This is a genomic window from Clostridium folliculivorans (genome assembly GCF_024341905.1).
Classification (GTDB): Bacteria; Bacillota; Clostridia; order Clostridiales; family Clostridiaceae; genus Clostridium_AR; species Clostridium_AR folliculivorans.
In genome coordinates, this window is sequence record NZ_BQXY01000005.1 from 281,044 (window position 1) to 301,049 (window position 20,006).

The 20,006-nt window shown below is 31.3% G+C and carries 18 protein-coding genes; 15 read left to right on the top strand and 3 right to left on the bottom strand.

Annotated features, from left to right (window positions below):
* Nucleotides 1–61: 61 nt before the first annotated feature.
* The 3 genes from OCU55_RS16045 (at nt 62) to OCU55_RS16055 (ending at nt 3,661) form a co-directional block, all read left to right on the top strand.
* Entirely contained in the window at nt 62–1,588 is a 1,527-nt protein-coding gene (locus tag OCU55_RS16045; protein ID WP_261853367.1) for a 2-isopropylmalate synthase, read from the top strand.
* A gap of 1 nt (nt 1,589) precedes the next feature.
* Nucleotides 1,590–2,591, top strand: a complete 1,002-nt coding sequence (ilvC, locus tag OCU55_RS16050; RefSeq protein ID WP_261853304.1) for a ketol-acid reductoisomerase — start codon at nt 1,590–1,592, stop codon at nt 2,589–2,591.
* A 497-nt stretch (nt 2,592–3,088) separates the two neighbouring features.
* Nucleotides 3,089–3,661 carry a manganese efflux pump MntP gene (locus OCU55_RS16055; protein ID WP_261853305.1) on the top strand — a complete coding sequence of 191 codons (573 nt, stop codon included), beginning with the start codon at nt 3,089–3,091 and terminating at the stop codon, nt 3,659–3,661.
* 297 nt (nt 3,662–3,958) lie between these two features.
* Here the strand turns inward: OCU55_RS16055 and OCU55_RS16060 are convergent, their stop codons facing one another.
* Nucleotides 3,959–4,480, bottom strand: coding sequence for a ferritin (locus OCU55_RS16060; protein ID WP_261853306.1), 522 nt, complete (start codon nt 4,478–4,480; stop codon nt 3,959–3,961).
* Between the two features lie 512 nt (nt 4,481–4,992).
* On the opposite strand from OCU55_RS16060, the gene OCU55_RS16065 reads away from it, so the two are divergent.
* From OCU55_RS16065 to OCU55_RS16100, 8 genes are all read left to right on the top strand, one after another.
* Complete coding sequence (locus OCU55_RS16065; protein ID WP_261853307.1) at nt 4,993–5,628, top strand: redox-sensing transcriptional repressor Rex; 636 nt, start codon at nt 4,993–4,995, stop codon at nt 5,626–5,628.
* 252 nt (nt 5,629–5,880) lie between these two features.
* Nucleotides 5,881–6,663: a short-chain-enoyl-CoA hydratase gene (locus OCU55_RS16070; protein ID WP_261853308.1), complete on the top strand. Its 783-nt coding sequence runs from the start codon at nt 5,881–5,883 to the stop codon at nt 6,661–6,663.
* A gap of 258 nt (nt 6,664–6,921) precedes the next feature.
* Nucleotides 6,922–8,061, top strand: coding sequence for an acyl-CoA dehydrogenase (locus OCU55_RS16075; protein WP_261853309.1), 1,140 nt, complete (start codon nt 6,922–6,924; stop codon nt 8,059–8,061).
* Nucleotides 8,062–8,082: 21 nt separating this feature from the next.
* The gene (locus OCU55_RS16080; protein ID WP_261853310.1) at nt 8,083–8,862 is read left to right on the top strand and encodes an electron transfer flavoprotein subunit beta/FixA family protein; all 780 of its coding nucleotides are present in this window, start codon (nt 8,083–8,085) and stop codon (nt 8,860–8,862) included.
* Between the two features lie 20 nt (nt 8,863–8,882).
* Entirely contained in the window at nt 8,883–9,887 is a 1,005-nt protein-coding gene (locus OCU55_RS16085; RefSeq protein WP_261853311.1) for an electron transfer flavoprotein subunit alpha/FixB family protein, read from the top strand.
* A 95-nt stretch (nt 9,888–9,982) separates the two neighbouring features.
* Nucleotides 9,983–10,831, top strand: coding sequence for a 3-hydroxybutyryl-CoA dehydrogenase (locus OCU55_RS16090; protein WP_183278948.1), 849 nt, complete (start codon nt 9,983–9,985; stop codon nt 10,829–10,831).
* Between the two features lie 361 nt (nt 10,832–11,192).
* A complete protein-coding gene (locus tag OCU55_RS16095; RefSeq protein ID WP_261853312.1) occupies nt 11,193–12,359 on the top strand; it encodes an iron-containing alcohol dehydrogenase in 1,167 nt (388 codons plus the stop codon).
* 219 nt (nt 12,360–12,578) lie between these two features.
* Nucleotides 12,579–13,520: a DNA-3-methyladenine glycosylase family protein gene (locus OCU55_RS16100; protein ID WP_261853313.1), complete on the top strand. Its 942-nt coding sequence runs from the start codon at nt 12,579–12,581 to the stop codon at nt 13,518–13,520.
* Nucleotides 13,521–13,642: 122 nt separating this feature from the next.
* Here the strand turns inward: OCU55_RS16100 and OCU55_RS16105 are convergent, their stop codons facing one another.
* The gene (locus OCU55_RS16105) at nt 13,643–13,939 is read right to left on the bottom strand and encodes an HNH endonuclease (RefSeq protein WP_261853314.1); all 297 of its coding nucleotides are present in this window, start codon (nt 13,937–13,939) and stop codon (nt 13,643–13,645) included.
* Between the two features lie 703 nt (nt 13,940–14,642).
* Here OCU55_RS16105 and OCU55_RS16110 point away from each other — a divergent pair.
* Together OCU55_RS16110 and OCU55_RS16115 are read left to right on the top strand one after the other, a co-directional pair.
* Nucleotides 14,643–15,374 (top strand): TVP38/TMEM64 family protein, encoded by a 732-nt coding sequence (locus OCU55_RS16110; RefSeq protein ID WP_261853315.1) that lies wholly within the window; start codon nt 14,643–14,645, stop codon nt 15,372–15,374.
* Between the two features lie 23 nt (nt 15,375–15,397).
* A complete protein-coding gene (locus tag OCU55_RS16115) occupies nt 15,398–17,983 on the top strand; it encodes an O-antigen ligase family protein (protein WP_261853316.1) in 2,586 nt (861 codons plus the stop codon).
* Between the two features lie 626 nt (nt 17,984–18,609).
* Here OCU55_RS16115 and OCU55_RS16120 read toward each other — a convergent pair.
* Nucleotides 18,610–19,209: a TIGR01906 family membrane protein gene (locus OCU55_RS16120; protein WP_261853368.1), complete on the bottom strand. Its 600-nt coding sequence runs from the start codon at nt 19,207–19,209 to the stop codon at nt 18,610–18,612.
* Between OCU55_RS16120 and OCU55_RS16125 the strand changes: the two genes are divergently transcribed.
* Nucleotides 19,154–19,279, top strand: a complete 126-nt coding sequence (locus tag OCU55_RS16125) for a hypothetical protein (RefSeq protein ID WP_261853369.1) — start codon at nt 19,154–19,156, stop codon at nt 19,277–19,279. The genes OCU55_RS16120 and OCU55_RS16125 overlap by 56 nt on opposite strands.
* Nucleotides 19,280–19,713: 434 nt before the next feature.
* Nucleotides 19,714–19,998, top strand: a complete 285-nt coding sequence (gene groES, locus OCU55_RS16130; RefSeq protein ID WP_261853317.1) for a co-chaperone GroES — start codon at nt 19,714–19,716, stop codon at nt 19,996–19,998.
* The last annotated feature ends 8 nt before the right edge of the window (nt 19,999–20,006 follow it).

Consider the following 20,006-nt stretch of genomic DNA (forward strand, 5'->3'; position numbering starts at 1 on the left):
GTAGGAGCATATTAATTTTAGTACGATACTTAAACAAATCAAGAATAAAATAGGGGGTGGAATAGTGAAGAGAATCAAGATTTTTGATACTACTCTAAGAGATGGGGAGCAAACGCCAGGGGTAAACTTGAATCTAAAAGAAAAACTAATTATAGCAAAAAATCTAGAAGCCTTAGGTGTTGATGTAATAGAAGCTGGATTTCCTACAGCCTCCATTGGGGATTTTGAGAGTGTTGCTTCTATAGCTAAAACTATCAAAAATTCTACAGTGGCAGCTCTTGCAAGAGCAACTAAAGGGGATATTGATAGAGCTTATGAGGCGGTAAAACTTGCAGAAAGTCCAAGGATACACACTTTTATTGCTACTTCGCCAATTCACCTAAAATATAAGCTTAATATGACTGAAGATCAAGTTTTGGAAAGAGCAGTGGATATGGTTAAATATGCTTCAAGTTTATGTTCTGATGTTGAGTTCTCAGCTGAGGATGCTTATAGAAGCAATCCAGAATATCTTATTAGATTATTTACGGAAGTCATAAAAGCAGGAGCTAAAGTGATAAATATACCTGATACTGTTGGCTATGCACTGCCAAATGATTATGGTAGCTTTATTAAAAATATAATGGATAACGTTAAAGGTATAGAAAATATAGATGTATCAGTTCATTGTCATGATGATCTAGGAATGGCTGTGGCTAATTCCTTAAGTGGTATAATGAACGGCGCAACTCAAGTGGAATGTGCTATTAATGGACTTGGTGAAAGAGCAGGAAATGCATCTCTTGAAGAAATAGTTATGGCTATTGAAACAAGAAAAAGTTACTTAGATATGGAGACTGGAATAAAGATAAATGGAATATGGAGAAGTAGTAAACTTGTTTCTTCTTTAACTGGAATTGTGGTTCAGCCTAATAAGGCTATCGTAGGTGAAAATGCTTTTGCTCATGAATCTGGAATACACCAAGATGGAGTTTTAAAGGAAAAATCAACATATGAGATAATCACACCTGAATCCATAGGCAAGGTTCAAAATAATAATATAGTTCTTGGTAAACATTCAGGTAGGCATGCTTTTTCAAACTATTTAAAAGAAAATGGTATTGAGATGGATGAAGATGCTATAAATGATGCTTTTGATAAATTTAAAAAGCTTACCGATAGAAAGAAGAATATTACCTGGAAGGATATAGAGGCGATTATAAATAATAATGCCAATATAGCCGAAGAAACTTATAAATTAATTTCTTTCCAGACACTTGGAGGTAATAGAAGTATACCGACGACTACTGTTGAGATTGAGTTTAATGGGGAAATTTTAAGAGAAAGTTCAGTAGGTGATGGTACTGTCGCTTCAGCATTTAAAGCAGTTGAAAGGGCTATTAATATACCAATAAAGCTTAAAGATTACACTATACAATCAGTTAGTGGCGGGGAAGATGCACTGGGAGAAGTGACTGTAAAGATTGAAGAGGCAAATAATATATTTGTAGGAAAAGCTCTCTCAGGCGATATTATTGAAGCTAGCATAAATGCATTAATAAATGCAGTAAATAAAATGATAGAAAAAATAGAAAAGGATGGGGAATAAGATGGTAAAAATGTATTATGAAAAAGATGGGGACTTAAGTTTATTAAAAAACAAAAAGGTTGCTGTAATTGGATATGGAAGTCAAGGACATGCTCATGCTCTTAACTTACATGAAAGTGGAGTAGATGTTACTGTAGGATTATATAATGGAAGTAAGTCCTTAGAAAAGGCTCAAGCAGCAGGACTTAAAGTAGCTACTGTTAAAGAAGCTACAGAAAACTGCGATGTAATTATGATATTAGTCCCTGATGAAAAACAAGCAAAGCTATATAAGGAAGAAATAGAACCAGCTTTAACTGAAGGTAAGGCATTAGTGTTTGCACATGGTTTCAATATTCACTATGGACAAATTGTTCCTCCTGCTTTCGTTGATGTATTCATGGTAGCTCCTAAAGGACCAGGACATATGGTAAGAAGAACTTATACTGAAGGTTCTGGGGTTCCATGTCTTATAGCTGTACAACAAGATTATTCTGGAAAAGCAAAGGATTATGCTTTAGCTTATACTATAGGTATAGGGGGAGCAAGAGCTGGTGTGCTTGAAACTACTTTTAAAGACGAAACAGAAACAGATTTATTCGGAGAGCAAGCTGTACTTTGCGGAGGTGTTACTGAACTTATAAAGGCTGGATTTGATACTTTAGTTGAAGCTGGTTATTCTCCAGAAAATGCTTACTTTGAATGTCTACATGAAATGAAGCTAATAGTTGATTTAATGTATCAAGGTGGAATGAGTACTATGAGATATTCAATAAGTGATACTGCAGAGTATGGTGACTATGTAACTGGAACAAAGATAGTTACTGAAGACACAAGAAAAGCTATGAGAGACGTTCTTAAAGATATACAGGATGGAACCTTTGCAAGAAACTGGTTAGTTGAAAATGCAGTAAACAGACCTTACTTCAATGCTAAGAGAAGAATGGAAAAAGAGCATCCAATTGAAAAGGTTGGAAAAGAATTAAGGGGCATGATGAGCTGGATAAAGACTGATTTAGACTAGTTTCACAGGTTACCATAAATTACTACAGCTTTTATTTGACAAAAAAACAAAAAAAACTACAAATCGTGTTGACATTAGACCAATAATTAAATATAATGGTCTTCGTTGAGAATACTTTCAGGCATAAGGGAGTAGCAGACAACATTTAATGTTGTTGCAGAGTCAACATACTGATGCTTTTCATCTGGCTTTGTATTAAATTGTGAGACTTATGTATAACGAGGGTTGCGTTATACATAAGTCTCATTTTCTTTTTATTCTTTAGGAATTTATTATCTAATTAGATCTGTGGATAAATATGCGTAACAGGCTTAAAAGATAATATAAATTAAAGGATAAAAAGAGAATAAGCATATCTATAAATCTAAAAAGGATGCTCTAAGAGTTAAATAAAAATAGAGTTTTCTACAATTTTACTGAATTTTTATATTTACATATTAAAGTTTTAAAAATCTACGATAAAATTTCTATTAAAACCAATTATTTTAGGGGGGCTTATGAACGTATTATCAATTTTTCTAACTGGACTAGCTTTATCAATGGATGCTTTTGCTGTAGCTCTTACTTTAGGAATAAAAGCAACAAACAAAGATAAAAAAAATATAGCTTTAAAAGCAGCACTATACTTTGGAGGGTTTCAAGGGGCAATGCCACTCTTAGGATGGATACTAGGAATAAATTTTACACAGTATATACAGAAGTTTGATCATTGGATTGCATTTGCCTTACTTTCAATAATTGGTGGAAAAATGATTCTAGATGTTATAAGAGATGAAGAAGATGAAGAGAAAGAACAATCAGCTACGACTAGTAATAAAGAGTTTGTACTGCTTGCTATTGCAACAAGTATAGACGCATTAGCTGTTGGTATAGGCTTTGCTTTCCTAAAGGTTAATATACTTAATGCAGTTTTAGTAATAGCGTTAACAACCTTTGTGGTTTGTTTTATGGCGGTATTCATAGGAAAGAAGTTTGGAGAACTACTAAAATCTAAGGCAGAGTTATTTGGTGGAGTTATATTAGTAGTAATAGGGACTAGCATATTGCTTGAACATTTACATATATATTAGAAGTTATATATAAGATGAAAATAAAGATTGATAGTATATTAACAGAATCTAAACAGTTATATTTTTAACAGTGTTATAAATAAGAACATATATTGATAACTTTATAACTAAACATATATTTTAAAAATTATTTTAGGTTTAGAATTATCAATACTTAATAGAAGCAGCTGAAACTAAATTTAGGACAGCTGCTTTGTTTTTTGGATATTTTTAAAGATATTATTGAAATTAGGTGGTTATAAAGCACCGGATGGCTAATCGATTGATTTCAACACGGTGCTTTAGCAGTATATATTTTTATTGAGCAGATGTATCTGCTGCAGGGGCGACATAAACTCTTTGGGCCAATTCCTCATCTAACATATAAAGAGCAGCGGGATTTGATTGTGCTCTCCTAAGTTTTTTAATTATCTTATTAAAATTATCTTCTTCTTCTACTTGCTCATCTATAAACCATTTTAATAGTGATATAGTAGAATGCTCTTTTTCTTCAGCTGCTATATCGGCAAGATTATATATTCTTCTTGTAACTTCTTGTTCATGCTCATAGCCTTTTTCAAAAACATCAACCATATTTTCAAATTTTAGCTGTGGTTTATCTATAGATTGAAGGGTCACGTCGCCATTTTTTTGATATACATAATCATAAAATTTCATAGCATGAAAAAGCTCTTCTTGAGCCTGAATTCTAAAAAAGTTGGCAAAGCCATCTAAGTCCTCAGATTGGGCATAAGCAGCCATAGCTAGGTAAGAATATGATGAATAAAATTCATAATTTATTTGATCGTTTAAAGCTTTCATTAAGTTGTCTTGTATCATTTGTATCCTCCTTCTAAATGAACATTATATTTATGGTAAGTAATTGATACAATAATTATGTATTAACGCGTTGTTTGAAATTGCAATGTTCTGCTGATTAGTTAGGGGTAAACTTAAAATAATTTTACGAAATAGTATTACTTTAAGAATGTTTTTTAAATAATAATTTTTTTCATATTTAGGTATATATCTTTATATACACAATAAATTATTATCATAAAGCAACAATATAATTCTTATCTAAAACAATTTTATGACTAAGATATAGATAAGTTTAAGTTAAATGTGGTAATATATATAAGGAATAGAGTAGTATAGTGGATTTTATTACTCTTTAGATAAATAAAATTTTTAAATTTGTGGGTAAATTAAAAATGAAACAATAGGATTTATTGGCCTGGCAGATGAACAAAGTTCAGAAAAACAGGTGTACAAAAAATATACGGCTAAGTTTTTTAGCGATTTTATAGAATTTGATAACTTATTTGTTAATTTAAGAAGAGGTGACATAAATGGAAAAGAAGAAAAATATATCTATGGCTGTCATAAAGAGACTACCAAAATATCATAGATATCTATTAGAATTATTAAAAAATGATGTTGACAGAATTTCATCTAAAGAATTAAGTGAGAAGATAGGATTTACAGCATCACAGATAAGACAAGATTTAAATTGCTTTGGTGATTTTGGCCAACAAGGTTATGGCTATAATGTAAGAGATTTATACAATCAAATAATAGCTATTCTTGGCCTTCAGAGAGATTACAATACTATAATAATAGGTGCTGGAAACATAGGTCAGGCGCTTGCAAACTACACTCAATTTGAAAAACTAGGGTTCAATCTTCTTGGAATGTTTGATGCAAACCCAAGATTGACAGGCATTAGAATAAAAGACGTAGAAATAAAAGATATTGACGGTATTAAAGATTTTTTAAAAGAAAATCACGTTGATATTGCAATTTTATGTGTTCCAGATAACAATGCTCAAAAGGTTTGTGATGAATTAGTTGAAAATGGAGTAAAGGGCATATGGAACTTTGCGCCTATAGATTTAGTAGCTCCTAAAGACGTAATTGTAGAAAATGTTCATTTAAGTGAAAGTTTACTAACATTGGCATATTTAATCAACGAATCCCAAAGTTAAATAATAAATACAAATACTAGTTTAAAAATTGTTAAAAAAGACACAAAATATATTGCAAATATATTCTTAAACAAGTATAATCATAATTGAAGTTTACGAGCTTCAATTATTTTTTGCTTTTGCTTGTTATAATATTAACAAGCGTCGAAAAGATTTAACAAATTTAGTAAGCTTTTTATTGTAATATAAGATTATGCAAATAAAACTTATATGCTTTGTTAAGAATATAACTACTTTAAGGAGGCCAAAACAATGGAATTAAAAAATGTTATCCTTGAAAAAGAAGGAAGTATTGCTATTGTGACAATAAACAGACCAAAGGCTTTAAATGCACTTAACTCAGAGACATTAAAGGACATAGACACAGTTGTATCAGAACTTGAAAAAGACAAAGAAGTTTATGCTGTTATATTAACAGGAGCTGGTGAAAAATCTTTTGTTGCTGGTGCTGATATATCTGAAATGAAAGACTTAAATGAAGAGCAAGGTAGAGAATTCGGAGCTTTAGGAAATAAAGTTTTCAGAAGGTTAGAAGTACTGGACAAACCAGTTATTGCAGCAATTTCAGGTTTTGCTTTAGGCGGAGGCTGTGAACTTGCTATGGCATGTGATATAAGAATTGCTTCTGAGAAAGCAAGATTTGCTCAACCAGAGAGTGGTCTTGGAATAACTCCTGGATTTGGTGGAACACAAAGACTTCCTAGAATAGTTGGACTTGGTAAAGCAAAAGAATTAATATACACTGGAGATATGGTTAATGCTGCTGAAGCTTTAAGAATAGGCTTAGTTAATAAAGTTGTACCTCTAGAAAGCTTAATGGATGAAGCTAAAGCTCTTGCTAACAAGATAGCTCAAAACGCTCCAATCGCAGTTAAGTTATGTAAAGATGCTATAGATAGAGGAATGCAAGTAAGCATTGATGAAGCTATAGTTATAGAAGCAGAAGACTTTGGTAAGTGTTTTGCAACTGAAGACCAAAAAGAAGGTATGGCTGCATTTGTTGAAAGAAGAGAAAAGAACTTCAAAAACCAATAATTAAATTTATGGCTTTTTGAAAAAATCTTTAATTCATATTTAAATTTAAAGATATTAGTAAATACTAGACGGAGCAAGTTAAATTGCTCCGTGAATAATGAACATATATAAAAGAGTAATTAATAGTTGCTCTATACTTAAATAATATTTATAATATGCACAATACCTAATAATTGTGTATGCAGAATAATAATGGCAGGAGGCAGAACAATTAATGGTTGTTCTGTGCTTAAAAAAATAGCAGGAGGGAATAAATAAATGGATTTCCAATTAACAAGAGAACAAGAATTAGTAAGACAAATGGTTAGAGATTTTGCTCAAAATGAAGTTAAGCCAATAGCAGGTGAAATTGACGAGACTGAAGAATTCCCAATGGAAAATGTAAAGAAAATGGCATCTCTAGGTATGCTAGGAATTCCTTTCGATAAGAAATATGAAGGTGCTGGCGGAGATGTTTTATCATACATCCTAACAGTTGAAGAATTATCAAAAGTTTGTGGTACTCACGGTGTTATAGTATCAGCTCATACATCACTTTGTGGATCAGTAGTTAACGAATTTGGTACTGAAGCTCAAAAAGCAAAATATCTTCCAGACCTTGCAAGCGGAAGAAAAATTGGTGCATTCGGATTAACTGAACCAGGTGCTGGAACAGATGCTGCTGGACAACAAACAGTTGCAGTATTAGACGGAGATAACTACATCCTTAACGGATCTAAGATATTCATAACAAATGGTGGAGTTGCTGAAACTTTCATAATATTTGCTATGACAGACAAGAGCAAGGGAACAAAAGGAATATCAGCTTTCATAGTTGAAAAGTCATTCCCAGGATTCTCAATAGGTAAAGTTGAAAACAAGATGGGTATCAGAGCTTCATCAACAACTGAACTTGTAATGCAAAACTGTATAGTTCCAAAGGAAAACTTACTAGGTCAAGAAGGTAAGGGATTTGGTATAGCTATGAAGACTCTTGATGGAGGAAGAATAGGTATAGCTGCTCAAGCACTAGGACTTGCTGGTGGAGCATTAGAAGAAGCTAAGAACTACATGATGGAAAGAAAGCAATTCGGAAGACCACTTGCTGCATTCCAAGGTTTACAATGGTATATAGCTGAAATGGATGTTAAAGTTGAAGCTGCTAGATACTTAGTATATAGAGCTGCATGGCTTAAGCAAAATAAACTTCCTTATACAGTAGATGCTGCTAGAGCTAAACTATTTGCTGCAGAAGTTGCTATGGAAGTAACAACTAAGGCTGTTCAAATATTCGGTGGATACGGATATACTAAGGAATACCCAGTTGAAAGATTAATGAGAGATGCTAAGATAACTGAACTTTACGAAGGAACTTCAGAAGTTCAAAAGATGGTTATATCAGCAAACATTTTAAAATAGTTTTAGGGAGGACAGAAAAAGATGAAAATAGTAGTTTGTTTAAAGCAAGTACCAGATACTACAGCTGTTAAAATAGATCCAAAGACTGGAACTCTTATAAGAGAAGGTGTTCCTTCAATAATAAACCCAGAAGATAAGCATGCTTTAGAAGCAGCTTTAAGAATAAAAGAAGAAAAAGGTGCTCATATAACTATAGTTAGTATGGGACCTCCTCAAGCACAAACAGCTTTAAGAGAAGCATTATGTATGGGTGCTGATGAAGCTATACTAATAACTGACAGAGCATTTGCTGGAGCTGATACTCTTGCAACTTCAAACGCTTTAGCTGGAGCTATAAGAAAGTTAGAATATGATGTAATATTTGCTGGAAGACAGGCTATTGATGGAGATACTGCACAAGTTGGACCAGAAATAGCAGAGCATTTAAATATACCTCAAGTAACTTATGTTCAAGGTGTAACTGTTGAAGAAGACGGTCTTTTAGTTAACAGAGCATTAGAAGATGGTTATGAATTAATAAAGGTTCAAACACCAGTACTTTTAACAGCAATTAAGGAATTAAACGAACCAAGATATATGAACGTAGGTTTAATCTTCGAAACTGCTGGTAAGGAAATTCAAATATGGTCAGCAGACGATATAGATGTAGATAAGAGCGTATTAGGACTAAAAGGTTCTCCAACAAAGGTTAAAAAATCAATGACAAAGGAAACTAAGGGAGCTGGAGAATTAGTTCAATTACCAGCAAACGAAGCAGCAGAGTACGTATTAAGAAAATTGATCGAAAAACACTACATCTAAGATTTGGGAGGTAAAATATTATGAATATAGCAGATTATAAAGGCGTATGGGTATTCGCTGAACAAAGAAACGGCGAACTTCAAAAAGTTTCATTAGAACTTTTAGGAGAAGGAAGAACAATTGCTGATAAGCTAGGAGTTAAGCTAACAGCTTTATTAATAGGAAATAACGTTAAAGGATTAGCTGAAAAGCTAGGAGTTCACGGAGCTGATGAAGTTTTAGTTGTAGAAAATGAATTGTTAGAAAACTACACAACTGATGGATATACAAAAGTTATCTGTGACCTTGCTACAGAAAGAAAGCCAGAAATACTATTCATAGGAGCAACATTCATAGGAAGAGATTTAGGTCCTAGAGTTGCAGCTAGACTTACAACTGGTTTAACAGCTGACTGTACATCACTTGATATAGATGCAGAAGGAAAATTCCTTCTTGCTACAAGACCAGCATTCGGTGGTAACTTAATGGCTACTATCGCTTGTACTGATCACAGACCACAAATGGCTACTGTAAGACCAGGTGTATTTTCAAAGATAGACACTGAAAACAAAGCGGTAGTTGAAGAAGTTAAGATTAGCTTAACTGATGCTGATGTTAGAACTAAGGTTGTTAAAGTAGTTAAAGAAGCTAAAGATATAGTTGATATAAGTGAAGCAAACATCATCGTTTCAGGTGGTAGAGGAGTTGGAAACAAAGAAAACTTCGCGCTTCTAAAAGAATTAGCAGATGCTTTAGGTGGAACAGTTGCTGGTTCAAGAGCAGCTACTGAAGCTGGATGGCTTGAAGCTGCTTACCAAGTAGGTCAAACTGGTAAGACTGTTAAGCCAACAATATATATAGCTTGTGGTATTTCAGGAGCTATCCAACATACTGCTGGTATGCAAGATTCTGATATGATCATAGCAATCAATAAGGATGCTACTGCACCTATCATGAAAATGGCTGACTATGCTATAGTTGGAGACTTAAACAAAGTTATTCCAGAACTTATTGCTAAAGCTAAGGCTAGAAAAGAAGAAGCATAAAATTATCGAATTAGTTAAATCATAATTCTTGAATATAATTATAAGTCCTACCTAAAAAGGTAGGACTAAATATATAAATCTTAGGAGGTATACCCATGGAAAAGATATTTGTTCTTGGTGCTGGTACAATGGGAGCTGGTATAGTTCAAGCTTTCGCTCAAAAAGGATATGAAGTTATAGTTAGAGATATAAAGGAAGAGTTTGTTGATAAAGGAATAACTGGAATCAGCAACGGTCTAAGCAAATTAGTTGCTAAAGGAAAGATGACTGAAGAAGTTAGAGAAGAAATCCTTTCAAGAATATCAGGAACTACTGATATGAACTTAGCTGCTGACTGTGATTTAGTAATAGAAGCTGCAGTAGAAAACATGGCTATAAAGAAGCAAATATTTGCTGAATTAGATAAGATCTGTAAGCCAGAAACTATATTAGCTTCAAACACTTCATCTTTATCAATAACTGAAGTTGCTGCTGCAACTGGAAGACCTGATAAAGTTATAGGAATGCATTTCTTCAACCCAGCTCCAGTAATGAAGCTAGTTGAAATAATCAGAGGAATGGCTACATCACAAGAAGCTTTTGATGCAGTTAAAGAAGTTTCAATAGCTATAGGTAAGGAACCAGTAGAAGTTGCTGAAGCACCTGGTTTCGTAGTTAACAGAATACTTATACCAATGATCAACGAAGCTGTAGGAATACTTGCAGAAGATATAGCTTCAGCAGTTGATATAGATAAGTCAATGATGTTAGGTGCAAACCACCCAATGGGACCTCTAGCTTTAGGAGATCTTATAGGATTAGACGTATGTCTAGCTATCATGGACGTTCTTTACAATGAAACTGGAGATACTAAGTACAGAGCTCATAGCTTACTAAGAAAGTATGTTAGAGCTGGTTGGTTAGGAAGAAAGTCAGGTAGAGGATTCCACAACTACGCAAAATAATAATTCATAAAGTGAATTTTAAACACAGTTCTTAATTGGACTGTGTTTTTTGCTATGTTTCAAATATAGCCTTGAACATAAACTTTTAAATGAGAGCACATTGAGGCTATAAATGATTTTAGTGATAATTTTTTAATATTAGCTAAATGATTTTATGAATTATTATAAATAAAAGTTGCTGTAATTACTAATAATATCCTAAGGACATTATAAAAATTATAAGGATGTATCACTTGAGGAAAATATATCTCAAGATTTATTTTCTTAATACATAAGGGGCATAAGATTTGAATTGTAATTTAATTGGTGCATCATTAATAGTCTTAGACAATGATAATAGATAGAATTAGGAGGCATTTTTATGGGCAGATTTACTTTACCTAGAGATATATATTATGGAAAAGGAACTATGGAACAGTTAAAGGGATTAAAAGGAAAAAGAGCAGTGATAGTTACAGGGGGAGGGTCTATGAGGAAGTTTGGCTTTCTGGATAAGGCTATAGGCTATCTAAAAGAGGCTAACTTTGAGGTTGACTTAATAGAAGGTGTTGAACCAGATCCATCGGTTGAGACGGTTATTGATGGATCTAAGAAGATGCTTGAATATAAACCGGATTGGATAGTAGCTATTGGAGGAGGCTCAGCTATTGATGCAGCAAAGGCAATGTGGATTTTTTATGAATATCCAGATGAAAACTTTGAAAATATAAAGAAGCCTTTTTCTATACCTAAGCTTAGAAACAAAGCTAAATTTGTAGCGATTCCTTCTACCTCTGGAACGGCAACTGAAGTAACAGCGTTTACAGTCATAACAGATTATAAAACTAAAATAAAATATCCTCTCGCTGATTATGATATAACACCAGATATGGCTATAGTAGACTCAGAGCTTGCTGAAACAATGCCGGCTAAACTCACAGCGCATACGGGAATGGATGCATTAACTCATGGTATAGAAGCTTATGTTGCATCAGGGCATACTTGTTTTACTGATCCGCTAGCATTGCAGTCCATTGAAATGGTTAGAGATAATTTATTAAGCTCATATCAAGGTGATAAAGAAGCTAGAGAGAAGATGCATTATGCTCAGTGCTTAGCTGGAATGGCCTTTAGCAATGCGTTGCTTGGCATAACTCATAGTATGGCACATAAAACTGGGGCGATATTTAATATTCCACATGGTTGCGCTAATGCGATATATTTACCTTATGTTATTGATTTTAACAAAAAGACTTGCTTAGAAAGATATGCAGATATAAGTAGAAGATTAAAGCTTCAAGGGGAAACTGATGACGAATTAGTAGAAGCGCTCAGAGAGCTTATAAGATCTCTTAATGAAAAACTCGGAATACCTAATAGTTTAAAAGAATATGGAGTTAAAGAAGAAATATTTAATAGTAACCTACAATTTATAGCAGAGAATGCAGTAGAAGATGCATGCACTGGCTCTAATCCAAGAGAAATTACAAAAGAGGAGATGAAAAAACTTTTTGTTTGCAGTTTCCATGGAACGAAAGTTTTTATATAGAAAAATAGAATAGATTAATTCTTTTGCAGATTTAGAGAATCTCTCAGGTAATTTTAATTATTAAGTGAAAATTTATATTTGGTGGTAAAGATTTTACTTAAGTAATTGTAAAAAAGTAAATATAAAAGTATAATTATATTTAAGTAAAATATGTAAGTTGTGAAAATGCTTGTTCAAAGAAAATAGCAACTTATAGATGAGTAGGAAAAGGTGATAAAAATGGATTATAGAGATGTGGAATACTATGATGATAAAGTAATTCTTAAAGAAGTAGAAAACTTCAATATAAAACAGGTTTTCGAATGTGGACAGTGCTTTAGATGGATAAGACAAGAAGGTGGCACCTACATAGGAGTAGCTCATGAGAGAGTGATAGAGGTTGAAGAAAACGGAAAAGATATAATAATACATAATACTAATAGAGATGACTTTAATAACATATGGATGGACTATTTTGATTTAGAAAGAGATTATACAGCTATAAAGGAGAAGTTCTCAGGAGATCCTTTACTAGAAAAAGCAGTGGATTTTGGATATGGTATAAGGATCCTAAAGCAAGATCCTTTTGAAATACTTATAAGTTTTATAATTTCTGCAAGAAATTCTATACCTGTGATTAGCAAAACAATAAATAAAATAAGTGAGAAGTGGGGATCTGCTATTGAATACAAAGGAAAGACTTATTATGCTTTCCCTACAGTAGAGCAGTTTTCTAAGGCATCCTTAGAAGAAATAAACACTACAGGAGCATCATTTAGAAGCAAATACATTTATGATACTGTAGAGAAAGTAAAAAGCTGCAATGAGCTCTTAAACAGTAATAAGGCTATAGAAGCAATGACAGATGAAGAAAAAGAATTACTTAAATATGATTTAAAAATGATTTCTGAGCTAAATGATGATCAGTGCCATGAAGCTCTTCAAAATTTTAAAGGTGTGGGTGCGAAAGTAGCTGATTGTGTAATGTTGTTTTCAATGAAAAAATACTCAGCTTTTCCAGTGGATGTATGGGTTAAAAGAGCTATGTCTCATTTCTATTTAGCACCAGATGTATCACTTAATAAGATAAGGATTTTTGGAAGAGAAAAGTTTGGTGAGCTTTCAGGTTTTGCTCAGCAGTATTTCTTCTACTATGCTAGAGAAAACAATATAAAAGTTTGATGCGGATAGGATAAAGGTAATAGAGGCATACTAGGTTTGTATAAACTAAAGTCAATATAAACCATCATAATTAGGCAGTAGGATAATATTTGAGTTTTAAACAACTTTTATTATCTTACCGCCTATTTTTTTCTCACATTTTTAGATTTTTTTACTGAAATATGAGAATCGCCAGGATGTTTTGTTATGAATTTAAGATACTTTGTTATCTTATCATCATTCTTAAGTTTTGATATGGTATAAAGTCTTACTGACAACTCCTTGTTAGAATAAAGGGCATGAATTTGTTTATGACAAGGAATGCATAACATTGCAGTAGCTAAATCCTTGCCTCCTTCTTCTCTTGGAATTAAATGATGAACTGTTACTTTTGAAACTTCTCTTCCGCATAAATCACAAATATATTTTTCGTTGTACATAATATCACCTGCAAATTGAACATTTTTATCATATTTAGCAAATTAATCTAAGTTATGAATATACCACTTCGTGATAAAACTTATATTTTTGAATTCTCTTACCAGAACCCGTGAGAGTTTTAAAAATAGATTTAGGATATAAGTGGTACACCTTTAATCACAATATAATTATATTATCTGAATTCTTAATATAGATAATTCTTAGAGATTAATAAATCTATATTATTAATCAAAGCTAATAATTTAAATGCGAAAGAATTAAAATTATGACAATTATTGTATGAAGATAGTGAGATAGATGTTATAATGATGTGGAATGTAGAAAAATCACATATATTGTAAGATTAAATAAATGACTTGTCTACAGAAATTTAACTTGTATCTGTTGAAAAATCATAATTTATGGTTTTAAATGTGGATAAGTTAATAGATGGACTATGAACCCTATGTAAAGTATTAATAAAAAATTAAGGGAATACTAAGAAAATAGCTAGTGTATTGATATATTTCGTATATTATACTATAGATACAGGTTCTAAATGATAAAGTATTAGAGTTTAATGGGTCTGATAGGTGGAAAGATGTAGGATTTTAGAAAGTAACACTAGTATATTAGGTACAAATTTGAACCTGAAAATATAAAATGAGTTATAAAGTGTTACACCGATGTATAATATACCTAATTTTATGAGGATATGTGAATATGAAAGAAAAATTAAGAAAGTACAAATATTATATTATAACAGTTTTTTCTGTGCTATTATTCATAGTAGTTTTTTATAGATATCTTGGTGATTATGTTTATATCTTTACTGATATAAAAAAGATGAAAGAAAGAATACTAGGATATGGACCTTATTCATGGTTAGCATTTTTAGTGATGCAGATACTTCAAATAGTAATATTTGTAATACCAGGTGAAATAGTTCAAGTAGCAGCAGGGTATATCTTTGGTCCTTGGATAGGATTTGTTTTATCTATCTTAGGAGCAATAATAGGAAGTGCTATAACCTTTATATTATCTAGGAGACTGGGAAAACCTTTTGTACAAAAGTTAGTAAGTGAAAAAGATTTATGGTTATTAAAGAAAATTGAGCATTTTAAAGAAGAGCATAAAGGAAAGAGAGAGTCTGCTAAAAGTATAGAAGACAAGCATAAATCTCTTAGAAGGATAGTTTTGCTTTTATATCTAATACCAGGGATACCTAAGGACGTTTTAGGATATATATGTGGAATATCAAGTCTTTCTTTAAAGGAATTCCTTGTTATATCAAATTTAGCGAGGGTACCAATGCTTTTTGTATCAATATTTTTTGGACATAATCTTTCGTTAGATAAGATATCAATATTAGCAATTATTTTGATAGTTATAGCTTTGATTCTTCTTATAGGAATATTAAAGGGGAAAAAGCTTATCAATAGGGAAGAAAACTAGACTTAAGATTTTAGGGGGATTAAATGAGGGGGAAAATACAATTTAAAGAAGAAAGCTTTGCGAATTTAATTGCGGTGTTACTTATTGGAGTAACTCCGCTTATAATTGTTCCAGGAGCGGCGGATGTTTACTATACACCGAAATTATACTTTATTTATTTTATATCAACGATATCATTAATTTATTTGTATGTAAAAAAAGATACCTTAACTTTTAACTGGATTGATAAATTATTACTATTATTTATAGGGATTCTTTTTATTTCAAGCCTAATGGGAGTAGATGTACAAAACTCATTTATAGGTAAGGTGACAGATAGAGAACCATTTTTATTATATCTATGCTATTTTATTAATTTTTTATTGTTATCAAAAAGGTTTAAGCTATCGAAAAGTTTTATAAATATTTTATTGATTTTTGCGTCAGCTGTTTCTCTATATAGCTTTATTCAATTCTTCGGTATCAATCCTATACCTCTTGATAAGGTAAGGAGAACTATGGAGTACCAACCTTTTAGCACTTTAGGTTATAGAAATGCAATAGGTGCTTACATAAGTATATTTTTGCCAATGACCATAGCTTTATTTATGTATAAAGGTGAGAAAAAATATATTTTTGCTACTGCAATTTTGTTTTTGGGACTAATAAGTAGTACTACTAGAAGTAGTTGGGTAACTCTAATTATTTGTATAGTAATACTATTTGCTCTGTCTTTTAAGAATAAAAGGAGGTTACTAAATTTAGGTATAGTTTTGATTACTATGGTTGTGATATTCTTTGGGATAAATTATTTAAAAAGTGGAGCTATTAATGCTAGATTACTATCAATAAGTGATGATGCCATATCACTGAAACAGTCAGGAAATGAGATGGCTGGTTCTGGAAGAATATATATATGGAAGAATGGTATAAAATTGTTGTTGGATAAGCCTATACTAGGATATGGGGTAGATAATTTTGGTACTGCTTTCTTAGGTGCGCATAAATCTGAAACAGAATTCATGGTGAAAAGCTTAGGTGGGATTGTTACAAAAGCCCATAATGAGTATCTACAGATCCTTATATGTAATGGAATATTTGCATTACTCTTATACTTAGGTATTTTGGCTGCAATAGTACTTAAAGCAGGAGCTAAGGCATTAAAGGAAGGAAATATACATCTAATTGCTATCACACTTGGTATAATATCTTATTGTACACAAGCATTCTTTAATATAAGCATAGTGAGTGTAGCACCGGTTTTTTGGGCAATGCTTGGTATAGGTTGCGGCATGGCTATGCAAGAAGAATATGATTTTCAGTTAGATAAAGTATCTATAATAAAAAGGTTTAAGAGAGTTGAACCTATTAAAATATTTACTTTTTTAATCATGGGGCTTATTCCTTTCATAATAATTCCATCTTCATATGATAGGTTTTATGAACCTAAAATACTACTTGTTTACGTTGTGGTTATGGTAACAATGATGTTTGTATACGATAGGAAGAGATGGTCACAGAACACAATAATAGATTATTTTATAGCAGGTTTTATATTATGGCTTTTACTATCAACTGTCTTTTCTGTATATGTACCTATATCTATAGCTGGTAGGGAAACAAGAAGAGAAGGCTTTGTAGCTATAGTATTCTATTGTTTGATATTTTTAATAATGTATAAACATTTTAAGTATTCTAATAAGATATTTAAATTAATTAATATCTTTATCTGCATGATAGCTGCCTATGGAGTAGTGCAATATTTAGGATTAGACTTTATACCACATGATGCCATTAGAAAGAACTGGGGGAATCATGCTTATTCTACAATTGGTAACAAAAACTTTTTTGCTACTTTAATGACTTTATATTTACCGATAAACATAAGTTATTATTTAAAAACAAGAGAAAAAAAGTATTTATTGAGTTCTTCGATAATATTTTCAGGACTAGTAGCCTCAATTACTAGAAGCAACTTTATATCATTTGGATTTTATTCCATCATTATTTTATGGTTTTGTTTTAAAAATAAAGATTATATGAAACGATATCTTATATCTTTAGGAATTTTTGCAGTAATATTTATTATGCTAAATTCCTTGACTAATAGCACTGTTTTATCTAGACTTAGCTCTATTGGTATCGATGTAACAAGGCTAAGTTCAGCAGATAATGATACTGTTGGAAGTTCAAGAATGTATATATGGAAAAGAGGTATTACATTTATTCCAGAACATCCTATACTAGGCAGTGGTCCAGATACCTTCGGGGTTATATTTTTACAAAAATATTTTGATGAGCTTGAGTATATGCAGAAGTTAACTGGAGGTATAGTGGATAAGGCTCATAATGAGTACTTACAATTAACAGTAACTAGCGGAATACCTGCGCTTATAATTTATCTCTCTTTAATTATTTTGGTAGTTTTAAGACTTACTAAGAGGTTTAGGGAAAGTACTGACAATTATCAATTATTATATTTAGGTCTTCTTATGTCTATAGTAGGATATTTAGTACAAGCATTCTTTAATATAAGTGTAGTAAGTGTTGCACCTGTATTTTGGGCTATGCTTGGAATATCTGCTAATGTAGGTGAAAATAATCAAATCAAAATAAATGAAGCAAAATAATAGGTGAAAACTTGTAACTAAAAAAGAGCTGATTATCAGCTCTTTTTTAGTTACTTTTTAGATTTAAAACAAGACACTGTTAAAGCACTGTGTTGAAATTAAGTGGTTATACATCCGATGATTTAATGAGCCTTCGCAAAGAATTAATACGATTTTGTCATATTCCACCGATGCACCACTTCATGACTGATTTTATATTTTCAAATCCTCTGCTCAGAACCCAGCAGAGTTTTGAAAATAGTTTAATGATTGAAGTGTTGCATCTTTGGCTAAAACTGTAAACTCACTACGTTCGAACAGTACAGTTTTTACTCTTTAATAATCCATGCATTTTATAAATCTTTGATATCTTAAATTTAAAGAATAAAAATGTTATCTGATTAAAGAGTAAAAATAAGAATATATCGCCTGCCAGAATTTCTTCACATACGTTCAGAAAAGGCAGATGCGTAAAAAAATCACTAATAAAGAACGATTAATGATTTTTTAGAGCCATTCCATCTGAAAAAATCATTTAATTCTAATAGCTTGTTCATATAGCATCTCCTTTATAACTACTTAATTACAACTATACTCTTAAATATATACTAAAACAAAAACACTATATAAAGTTACAATAGAAATCACTAGCGGAAAATGCTAGATTTTGATGTCTTTAATATTTTCTTATGTCTGTGATATATAATCTTAAGTAGTATCACTTGAATAAGCGTTAAAGCTATTATTGTTATTCCACATATCATAAAAAAGTTTTCTGGTAAGGCATTTATAACTGGATCAGTATTTGGGTCAAATAACCATAAGTCATTCCTGAAAAATAGCTTGTGAAAGTTTTCGAAGGTTTTATCAAAATTATTTAATACTAAAATAAGTATAGATATTGAAAAAACAGATAGAATATAAAAAGTATGATTAAATATATTAAAAATTTCCTTTGAAAGATATTTTTTCTTGAATATAAATAATAATACAAAAATTATCACAGTGGACCAAGTTATGATATGAAGATATATAAATATATTTTTCACATCAACGAAATGTGTTTCACCACCAGCACTCATTATAAAATCCGGAAATTTTAATTTGTGTATAAAAGGTGATTGAAGATACTTAATAAGTACCTTGTAGTTTGTCATAAGTTGTCCTTCTGAAAGGGATGTAGCGCTTGTAATGTCAAAAGTTTTTATGCTTATCTTGTATAGTGGTGTAAAATTTAAAGTTGCTATTGACCACAAGCCAATTGAAGCAACAGTTAAAATAAGAGAGAGAATAAAGTTTGAGATCTTAGTTAAATAACTATAATTTTTAGAAATCATCATAACGTCCTTTCGCGTAGCATAGAATATAAAGTTTCATATTTAATTATTATCATTTTTTATAAAAAATAAATAGCTTTATAAAAAAATAATATAATAAATTTATGAATTATTTATGTTTTTATATGAAAATTAACTGATATATTTAAAAAACTTGTTAAATATATCAGTTAATTTTCATAAAGAGTATAAAAGCTAAGAAAATAAAAGAAAAAATTAGAAAAAGAGAGATAATTTCATAAAATTAAATAATTCGGTCTGAAAAAATGGATAAAAATATCAATTAGTTGTTGAATTATTAAATAGTATTGTCTATTATAATAATTGTATTAGCACTCAATATTAATGAGTGCTAACAAATAAGTTAAATATTAAATTATATATACTCTAAAAATCATAAGGAGGGTTTAGAAAATGAGAATTAAACCACTTGGTGACAGAGTTGTTATCAAAAGATTAGAAGCAGAAGAAAAAACAAAAAGCGGTATAGTTTTAACAGGAGCAGCAAAGGAAAAACCACAAGAGGCTGAAGTTGTAGCTGTTGGACCTGGATCTATCGTTGATGGTACTAGAATTGAATTAGAAGTTAAAGTTGGGGATAAAGTACTATTCTCAAAATATGCTGGTACAGAAGTTAAAATTGATGGTGAAGAATACACCATACTAAAACAAGAAGATATACTAGCAATAGTAGAATAATAGACAGG

Bases quoted from the DNA above. Each gene is read 5' to 3' on its own strand.
- OCU55_RS16100 (WP_261853313.1), top strand. From the start codon at position 12,579: ATGGATTATAGAGATGTGGAATACTATGATGATAAAGTAATTCTTAAA.
- OCU55_RS16090 (WP_183278948.1), top strand. From the start codon at position 9,983: ATGGAAAAGATATTTGTTCTTGGTGCTGGTACAATGGGAGCTGGTATA.
- OCU55_RS16085 (WP_261853311.1), top strand. From the start codon at position 8,883: ATGAATATAGCAGATTATAAAGGCGTATGGGTATTCGCTGAACAAAGA.
- OCU55_RS16065 (WP_261853307.1), top strand. From the start codon at position 4,993: ATGGAAAAGAAGAAAAATATATCTATGGCTGTCATAAAGAGACTACCA.
- OCU55_RS16115 (WP_261853316.1), top strand. From the start codon at position 15,398: ATGAGGGGGAAAATACAATTTAAAGAAGAAAGCTTTGCGAATTTAATT.
- groES (WP_261853317.1), top strand. From the start codon at position 19,714: ATGAGAATTAAACCACTTGGTGACAGAGTTGTTATCAAAAGATTAGAA.
- OCU55_RS16080 (WP_261853310.1), top strand. From the start codon at position 8,083: ATGAAAATAGTAGTTTGTTTAAAGCAAGTACCAGATACTACAGCTGTT.
- OCU55_RS16125 (WP_261853369.1), top strand. From the start codon at position 19,154: ATGTCAAAAGTTTTTATGCTTATCTTGTATAGTGGTGTAAAATTTAAA.
- OCU55_RS16075 (WP_261853309.1), top strand. From the start codon at position 6,922: ATGGATTTCCAATTAACAAGAGAACAAGAATTAGTAAGACAAATGGTT.
- ilvC (WP_261853304.1), top strand. From the start codon at position 1,590: ATGGTAAAAATGTATTATGAAAAAGATGGGGACTTAAGTTTATTAAAA.
- OCU55_RS16110 (WP_261853315.1), top strand. From the start codon at position 14,643: ATGAAAGAAAAATTAAGAAAGTACAAATATTATATTATAACAGTTTTT.
- OCU55_RS16095 (WP_261853312.1), top strand. From the start codon at position 11,193: ATGGGCAGATTTACTTTACCTAGAGATATATATTATGGAAAAGGAACT.
- OCU55_RS16060 (WP_261853306.1), bottom strand. From the start codon at position 4,480: ATGATACAAGACAACTTAATGAAAGCTTTAAACGATCAAATAAATTAT.
- OCU55_RS16105 (WP_261853314.1), bottom strand. From the start codon at position 13,939: ATGTACAACGAAAAATATATTTGTGATTTATGCGGAAGAGAAGTTTCA.
- OCU55_RS16070 (WP_261853308.1), top strand. From the start codon at position 5,881: ATGGAATTAAAAAATGTTATCCTTGAAAAAGAAGGAAGTATTGCTATT.
- OCU55_RS16055 (WP_261853305.1), top strand. From the start codon at position 3,089: ATGAACGTATTATCAATTTTTCTAACTGGACTAGCTTTATCAATGGAT.